Below are 255 nucleotides of genomic sequence, written 5' to 3'. Positions count from 1 at the left end.
GCCTGCGTGCGCTTTACGCCCAGTAATTCCGATTAACGCTTGCACCCTCCGTATTACCGCGGCTGCTGGCACGGAGTTAGCCGGTGCTTCTTCTGCGAGTAACGTCAATGAACGGTGCTATTAACACCGAACCCTTCCTCCTCGCTGAAAGTGCTTTACAACCCGAAGGCCTTCTTCACACACGCGGCATGGCTGCATCAGGCTTGCGCCCATTGTGCAATATTCCCCACTGCTGCCTCCCGTAGGAGTCTGGAC

General features: G+C 56.5%; 1 rRNA gene. It reads right to left on the bottom strand.

Annotation, left to right across the window (positions count from 1 at the left end):
* A 16S ribosomal RNA gene (locus tag JHD74_RS26495) occupies nucleotides 1-255 on the bottom strand; the annotation flags it as partial.

Source organism: Serratia sp. ASV30, assembly GCF_016428815.1.
Taxonomy (GTDB): Bacteria; Pseudomonadota; Gammaproteobacteria; order Enterobacterales; family Enterobacteriaceae; genus Chania; species Chania fonticola_C.
The sequence above is the reverse complement of the archived record's forward strand: the minus strand, read 5'-3'. Positions and strand labels throughout refer to the sequence as shown.